The sequence below is a fragment of the Acinetobacter sp. L-24 genome (genome assembly GCF_056857555.1).
In genome coordinates this window covers 1-6898 of the sequence record NZ_JBSXNI010000004.1, presented here as the reverse complement: position 1 = coordinate 6898, position 6898 = coordinate 1, and the positions used below count along the sequence as shown (strand labels likewise).

The window sequence follows — 6898 nt, the reverse complement described above, 5'->3', positions numbered from 1 at the left end:
ATAAAATTCAAAATATGCGTTTAATTGCTTCTTCGCATCCAAAACATTGCTGTAGGCTTTGAGATACACCTCTTCATATTTAACGCTCCGCCATAATCGTTCAACCATCACATTATCAACCCATCGACCTTTACCATCCATACTGATTTGAATGCCATTTGATTTCAATACATCAATAAATGCATCACTGGTAAACTGACTGCCTTGGTCTGTATTAAATATTTCAGGTCGACCATATTTTTCAATAGCTTCATTTAATGTTTCTATGCAAAATGTAACCTCCATACTAATCGATACTCTATGCGCAAGTACCTTGCGGCTATGCCAATCAATCACAGCACATAAATAAACAAAGCCTTTTGCCATAGGGATATACGTTATATCCGTAGACCACACTTGATTACTGCGCTGAATAGCCAATCCTTTGAGCAGATATGGATATTTGCGGTGAGCTTGATTAGCCTGGCTTAAATTTGGTTTGCAATATAACGCATTAATGCCCATTTTCTTCATTAAAGTACGTGTATGACGTCGTCCTATATGATGTCCTTGACGATTCAACAAATCACGCATCATCCGGCTACCTGCAAAAGGGTATTGCATATGTAACTCATCCATACACCGCATTAGCTTCAGATCTGATGCACTCACAGGTTTTGGGCGATAGTAATAACAACCACGGGAGACTTTCAGCAGCTGAGCTTGCTTAGATACTGAAATCTGAAGTGAGTCATCGATTAACTTTTGTGGTTGAAGCGGCCCAGTTTCTTCAACACACCTTCTAAAAAATCAATTTCTAATGCCTGCTCACCGATTTTTGCATGTAGTTTTTTTAGATCGATGGGTGGTTCTGTTGGAGCTTTTGATTGATCGAAAGCTTGCGAGGAAGCTGAAATCAGTTGATTTTTCCAGTCGATAATTTGGTTTTGATGAACATCAAATTCAGCACTCAATTCAGCAAGTGTTTTTTCTGCTTTAATCGCAGCAAGTGCTACCTTAGCTTTAAAATCATTTGAATGATTTCTTCTTGGTCTACGTGCCATAAAATACTCCATATATTGATGTTTATAACATCATTTGGGGAGCAAAATATCACTTATAAGTGTTGTTCAAATTTCCTGATCCACCTCTTTTCTTCTTCATGGACGTTGAAATCTACGTTGCAACATTAAAAGAAAATTTTGGTCATACATCAGTACTCGACCAAGTTACCTCAGTAAATATCTTTGGCAAAAACCTTGAAGACATTTGCACGTTAATGGCTCAAAACGGCTACGCATACGACCGTATAGAAGATTGTTGGTCACGCGAACTTTCTTAATTCAATTCACCCATACGCACGGATAACGTGCGTATGCCACTGAATCACACTTAGGATATAAACAATGCAAAACCTAATTACAGCGCATTGCGAGCTAACCATCAAACATGATGAAAAACAGCAAAAAAATGTCGGGCCTGTTGTTGTGACGTTTGGGGCGATCTTTACTGCTGAGTCGGTGAATGAACTGTTTTGCGCTATATGCCAAGACGGAATCAGATTTAAAGCAATCTATAACCCCGACAATATGTATTTTTTACGCCATGAACTAAGCCCAATTGCTGATTTGTCAGTTAAGACAGACCAAGACGGCAACATTATTGTCAGTGTGATTGCATCCACTAGCCCATATTTTGAGATCAAAGTACTAAAAAATGGTTTTACCAACTCAGACACCTTAAACAGATCTGCAATTCGCACGTTGGTTCGCAACCATCAAAGCCCATTCCAAGAGCAAATTTCTGACTACTTTGAAACAGACCCAATTTTTAAAACCATGCAAGCAATTTTTGCACACACGTATTTAAGCCGATAAGGAACTTCACCATGACGACCGCTACTGCTACCGCTGAAAAGACCGTGTTCAAACGTGAAACGTTGGAGCTGAAGAACATCCATGTTTACACCCAAAACGACCGCATTAACCAAAACAGTCCCGTTGGCGACCGTGCATACGACAATGGATTAGTGAAAGACATCCTGTTCAGCCCTATGCTTTGGGCTACCCCTGAATTTTCATCTAGCTATGTCACTCAGATTCAAATTAAAGGCACACGCATTTATGATTCACTTTGCAGTTATACTGGCGTTCGCACCTATTTTTATAAGTTAGCTGACAGTGAGTTTGGGTGCATGTATCAAAAACGTCCGTACCCACAAAACGACTTTCTCTTAATTTTTGCAAACTTAACGCAAATGTTTAACGATGCAGTTTGTTACTTTGGAAACAACAGTAATAAAAATGTTTTTAAAGGTCTAAATTTTGACATCGAAAGTGGTGTTTCACGGTTCAATTTACAGCAACGCTTATTAGAGTTTTATAAGAAGTCTAAACGCCAATTGACCATCAGTGAAACAACAAGCGGGATGCTTGGTGACTCGAATCTTCGCTATAACATCTTTGTTCGCAACCAACCAAAATTGGACAAACACGGCAAGCCGTTAAAATGCACCAAAAAACTCATTAAGCTGTACAAAGAGCGTGGCACAGTTGCGATCTATGGCGGTGACTGCATTTCACCACTCAAGCTCGTTAAACACCAACAAATCAAGCTAGAGAGCGAAAATGGCAAGTTTTCATATACGACTGACTTCATCACGTTGTACTCAGTAGAACAAGACATGTACACCTTATATATTCCCTATTCAGTACTTAATGAAAGCTACGGAACAACTAATAAATTTTATGGTTTGCATCTCACCCAAGAAGAAGCAGAAAAAACCATCCCGAAATTATTAGAACGTACTCAAAAGTATTTAAACCATAAAAAAGGTTAATACCCTTGCGTTGATCAGCTAATTGATCAACTGCTGGCTTTATAAACGCAAACGATGTTTTTTTAATTGATTAAAATAATCCAAAACTTAATTTTGATAATTCAGCACCCATAATTCTACTAATGCATTTCCATCAAGCCTTAATTCAAACCATATTCAATTAACAATGAATTAACACCACTACGGCGTTATTTCTTAAATGTGGTATATGGCTTTACCCACCCCCTACTCGTCTATGGCTAATTGTTCCAGTGTCAGTCAAAAAATGAAATATAATTCATTCTCAAAAATGAGAATCTGTTCACAAATGGGAACGCGAAGCAGCCTTAATTTTAAAAATACCAGTTCATCTAGACTAAATTTGAGTAAGTCTGATTAATATTGAATAAAAAACCTAAGTTTTTCGCCGTATGTTTTAATCTTCAAGGGTTTAACTTTAATGAAATTTTTTTTAAATAAACTAATTTAGTGGATTTTGACCGTTATAATGGTTTTATCTCGAGGCATATTGCCTTAAACTTGGAGCCGTGTGATGTTAAAACTATCTAGTATCTTTTCTCATGAAGCTAGAATTGAATCCCTTGTTATTCAATTTGAAGCCGATTATCAAACTGCACTAAAGCAAGGTTTAGATATTTACTTTGGCGTTGGCTATGCAACTAATGAGGATAGTCAATCTATACAGGCGTATCTTGTGAAAGATAAGGAGATTTATAAAAAGCATTACTGGAGTTGGGAATACCCAAGAACACCACACAAAATTGAAAAAACTAAAGCTGAGCACCGCCATTGGTTAAACCTAGCTGATGTACGAAACGCTGCGCTCGAGGCGAATATTACAAATGAAGCAGATCTACAATCTGTTTTACAACGTTCATTCGCTACAATATAAAAAGGTAATCTAAATGATAAAAAAAAGTGTGGGTTTTGAACGTGCTTCTGATGTTCAAGCCATCGTTTACTCAGTAAATGATGGATCTGCAGTTTTTGTCGTACCAAATGGCTTTGTGGTGCTGGAGGTTCCATTGTCACAAACTCAAGCCGAGTACTTCAAGATGTATGAGAAGTCACCTAATGTATTTGTGTTGCACGGTAAGGCAAAATTCCATTACGTGTGTGATTGTGAAGTTGAACTGGTTGGCTTTAGTATAGAAAAATCTAAGCTAACAAATCAATTGGTCAATCCAAGCTTATTTAGCCACATTGATAAACCTGCAGTCAGTATAGATTGCATCTATGATGATATGTCTGCACCAACTATAAGCCCTGGCTTTTATTGTTAATTAGCTGGTATAAAAGTAGCCCGAAATTCGGGCTTTTAATTTGTCTGAAGACAAGTTATTTCAACTCGCACGGCGCTTTAATTCTGATGTTATTTGCCCAAGAAAAAACATCCGAACCTTTTTGTGGGAAAGGCTGACTCTTAGAATACTGCAACCAACACACCGAATTATGGGTTGGATCTTGTGCCTTACGTTTTTCACGTAATTTAATCAGGCTTTCTCTTAACGCTGCAGTATCGTATTTTGGATCAAGTGACATAAAACCTACCGCAAACAGATCCGCATAAGATTCTCGCCATAGTTGCGTTTTACCGCTACTTTCAGCGGTTACAAAGGTAGATACATCATCCATCTTTACTTTGGACCGATCAGACGGCGCAATTGAATTTAATGCTTTAAGTGGCTGGCCAAGTTCACCAGGCACATCGGTCGCACGATCTAAACAGTGAGATAACTCGTGCGCTAATATCAGCATTTCCCAATCGTTGTAGCTTACATCGGTTTTTGCTTCTTTATACATGGTGTTCATGCTGGTTTTAGACATATTCACCAGGCAATATCCTGTACTAGATCTTAATGAAGCTGGAGAAGCTTGCGGTATATCTAAGGAAGTTAAAGCCCAACTTTCGTTAAAGTCACCTAACACAAGTGGCGCGTTGTAGTTTTCCTTGGCAAACTTTTGTAGTTGATTGAAGTTACTACCCGGTACCATCGCAGCAATATGGTCATGGTTGAACTGTTTCTTTTCTAGCGTTTTGAAACACCATATAAAACCATATGACAGTAGAAACATTAGGAGTGGAACAACAGCAACAGAGAGCATAAGTAGCTTAAAGTTTTCGTCTAGTCGCTTGGTTCGGTCTTTGGTCTTAATATAAGGTGTTGCCAAGCACCAGCTGAGCACTACTGTCATCAATATTAAAATAACAAGAAAAGTCATGGTGTAGCCAACTGGTTTAATAAACGTAAAGGCAATCCACGCATAACAAGTTAGGACGGTTAAGGTCCACAAAATGATGTTTAAAATGATTTTTGTTTTCACGCAGTTAGCATCCCTAATCTATAAAAATAAATGTGGCCCATTAAACGGGCCATATTGAGTCTGTTCTCTTCATCATCGCCAATGTGGTCGATATAAATAATTAACAAATCATCAAAGCTAAAAACTTTTCTTAAAAATTTAAGTTGGCTGCACACCAGGATAATCGTTGTAGTTGCCATCAATAAATTGATTGGTCGATTTACTGACATCATACCAAATCGGCATGCATTTCGACTTGTCACTTTGATCGATGGCCATGTATGGAAGTCCTAATTCGTTTTGAATCAATTCAGCACCCATAAATGGCTCAAGAACCTTCATAGGAATGGAAAACAAACACTCAACATACCCATTATCATGAATGACCTTCCGACTGGCTTTAGAAGCACTGTCAAAGCGCAATGCATTCCACAAGTGAGAAGCTTCATTGATGGTATGTGGTTGTTTTAGGTAATTAGGATTTTCAGACGCATAGATCGACAGTGTATTCACATCAATCATCAGCTTAAGTACACCTGAACCGACCATATGTTCAATCGGTATATACAGCATGATAGCGCCGTATCCTAAGCTTCGTTTTTTAGCATCTGGATGTTCACCAATACCACCAATAACGCTATGAATAAGAATAGGTAGAGTTGTGTTCATTTTCTCTGTACACGACAAATTTCACAGAACTCTTATCCTATCAGGCATCTGCCTTCTTAAAATTGCCAGAATTTCCTTAAACTCTTCTTTTTTCCCAAAACCAATTAAACGCTGAATCGCCATTTGAACATAGTCTAAACCATAGCGAAATAAACTCATTGAGAGTCGTCCATGCTTCTTTATTTTTATCGCTTTTTTTTGATCATGTTGCCATTCACCCGTTAAGTAGCACCAACAGAAGCTTATAGCTAAGACCGCAATCAATTTTTTCACTCGTCTAGGGTCTGTCAAGCGCGTATTTTCAAGATTGAATCCTCGTCCTTTGAGACAACTGAATAAGGTTTCAATTTCCCAGCGTAATGCATAATCCTGAATAGCATTGGCATTAAACTGAGGAGAAACGACGAGTAAAAGCTCTCCATTTTCTAACTGTAGTGCACTTATATATAGTTTCACCCGACCAACCAAAATCCGTCGTTTACGACATTCAATTTGACCAAGTTGAAGATGGCGAAATAAATCACTAATTTTATGATTCTTCCCTAAATGATTGGTGACAATGAAGTTTTTTTAACACGAATGCAGAAGTTGATGTCTTGTTCAATTAACCATGTAAACCACTGCTCACCGATAAACTCTCTGTCTGCGAACACATTCACAATACGGTCTTTACCAAAAATGGATATAAAGCGTTGAATCAAAGCAATCCGCTCTTTCGTATCTGAATTTCCACGTTTATTAAGCAATGTCCAAAGGATAGGTATCGCTATTCCACGATAAACGATCGCAAGCATCAGGATATTAATATTTCGTTTTCCCCATTTCCAATTGGTTCTATCTAAAGTCAGTTGCACTTTGTCGAATGAAAACATATTGAAAATCAACTGAGAAATTTGACGATAATCAAAATACTGACCTGCAAAGAAGCGCTGCATACGTCGATAAAATGATTGTGGTAAGCACTTGATGGGCAAGGCTTTAGATGCAGAAGAAAGATTACATGTTTGCTTTAAAATAATCACAAGCATGATGAGCGCAAAGCACTTTAAATGTGACTTGTTCCATTTTAGAGATTTGTTTAAGATAAGATATAACTCATTGAGATGT

Annotated in this window: 8 protein-coding genes; 4 read left to right on the top strand and 4 right to left on the bottom strand. The window is 37.9% G+C overall.

Features of this window, described 5'->3' with window-relative positions; all coding sequences use genetic code 11:
* A protein-coding gene (locus AC13CK_RS00115; RefSeq protein WP_482830845.1) for an IS3 family transposase occupies positions 1-1055 on the bottom strand; the annotation gives its coding sequence in 2 pieces (ribosomal slippage) (positions 1-791 and positions 791-1055; 1056 coding nt annotated over the 2 pieces). This gene is flagged as partial in the annotation.
* A 330-nt stretch (positions 1056-1385) separates the two neighbouring features.
* On the opposite strand from AC13CK_RS00115, the gene AC13CK_RS00110 reads away from it, so the two are divergent.
* The 4 genes from AC13CK_RS00110 (at position 1386) to AC13CK_RS00095 (ending at position 4101) form a co-directional block, all read left to right on the top strand.
* Positions 1386-1856, top strand: a complete 471-nt coding sequence (locus AC13CK_RS00110; RefSeq protein ID WP_087554360.1) for a hypothetical protein — start codon at positions 1386-1388, stop codon at positions 1854-1856.
* Between the two features lie 11 nt (positions 1857-1867).
* The gene (locus tag AC13CK_RS00105) at positions 1868-2818 is read left to right on the top strand and encodes a hypothetical protein (protein ID WP_144583914.1); all 951 of its coding nucleotides are present in this window, start codon (positions 1868-1870) and stop codon (positions 2816-2818) included.
* 532 nt (positions 2819-3350) lie between these two features.
* Positions 3351-3710 (top strand): hypothetical protein, encoded by a 360-nt coding sequence (locus AC13CK_RS00100; protein WP_005005980.1) that lies wholly within the window; start codon positions 3351-3353, stop codon positions 3708-3710.
* A gap of 13 nt (positions 3711-3723) precedes the next feature.
* Positions 3724-4101, top strand: a complete 378-nt coding sequence (locus AC13CK_RS00095) for a hypothetical protein (RefSeq protein ID WP_005005978.1) — start codon at positions 3724-3726, stop codon at positions 4099-4101.
* Between the two features lie 55 nt (positions 4102-4156).
* On the opposite strand, the gene AC13CK_RS00090 is transcribed toward AC13CK_RS00095, so the two are convergent.
* From AC13CK_RS00090 to AC13CK_RS00080, 3 genes are all read right to left on the bottom strand, one after another.
* The gene (locus AC13CK_RS00090; protein WP_228128633.1) at positions 4157-5041 is read right to left on the bottom strand and encodes a hypothetical protein; all 885 of its coding nucleotides are present in this window, start codon (positions 5039-5041) and stop codon (positions 4157-4159) included.
* A gap of 240 nt (positions 5042-5281) precedes the next feature.
* Positions 5282-5791, bottom strand: a complete 510-nt coding sequence (locus tag AC13CK_RS00085) for a hypothetical protein (RefSeq protein WP_005005975.1) — start codon at positions 5789-5791, stop codon at positions 5282-5284.
* Between the two features lie 21 nt (positions 5792-5812).
* Positions 5813-6898, bottom strand: a protein-coding gene (locus AC13CK_RS00080; RefSeq protein ID WP_482830844.1) for an IS4-like element ISAba1 family transposase whose coding sequence is annotated in 2 segments (ribosomal slippage) — positions 5813-6363 and positions 6363-6898 — 1087 coding nt annotated over the 2 segments. Because the reading frame shifts where the segments join, the coding sequence is not laid out codon by codon here. This gene is flagged as partial in the annotation.

Excerpts from the sequence above, each read along its gene's own strand:
- AC13CK_RS00110 (WP_087554360.1), top strand. The coding sequence starts at position 1,386 with ATGCAAAACCTAATTACAGCGCATTGCGAGCTAACCATCAAACATGAT.
- AC13CK_RS00100 (WP_005005980.1), top strand. The coding sequence starts at position 3,351 with ATGTTAAAACTATCTAGTATCTTTTCTCATGAAGCTAGAATTGAATCC.
- AC13CK_RS00085 (WP_005005975.1), bottom strand. The coding sequence starts at position 5,791 with ATGAACACAACTCTACCTATTCTTATTCATAGCGTTATTGGTGGTATT.
- AC13CK_RS00095 (WP_005005978.1), top strand. The coding sequence starts at position 3,724 with ATGATAAAAAAAAGTGTGGGTTTTGAACGTGCTTCTGATGTTCAAGCC.
- AC13CK_RS00105 (WP_144583914.1), top strand. The coding sequence starts at position 1,868 with ATGACGACCGCTACTGCTACCGCTGAAAAGACCGTGTTCAAACGTGAA.
- AC13CK_RS00090 (WP_228128633.1), bottom strand. The coding sequence starts at position 5,041 with ATGACTTTTCTTGTTATTTTAATATTGATGACAGTAGTGCTCAGCTGG.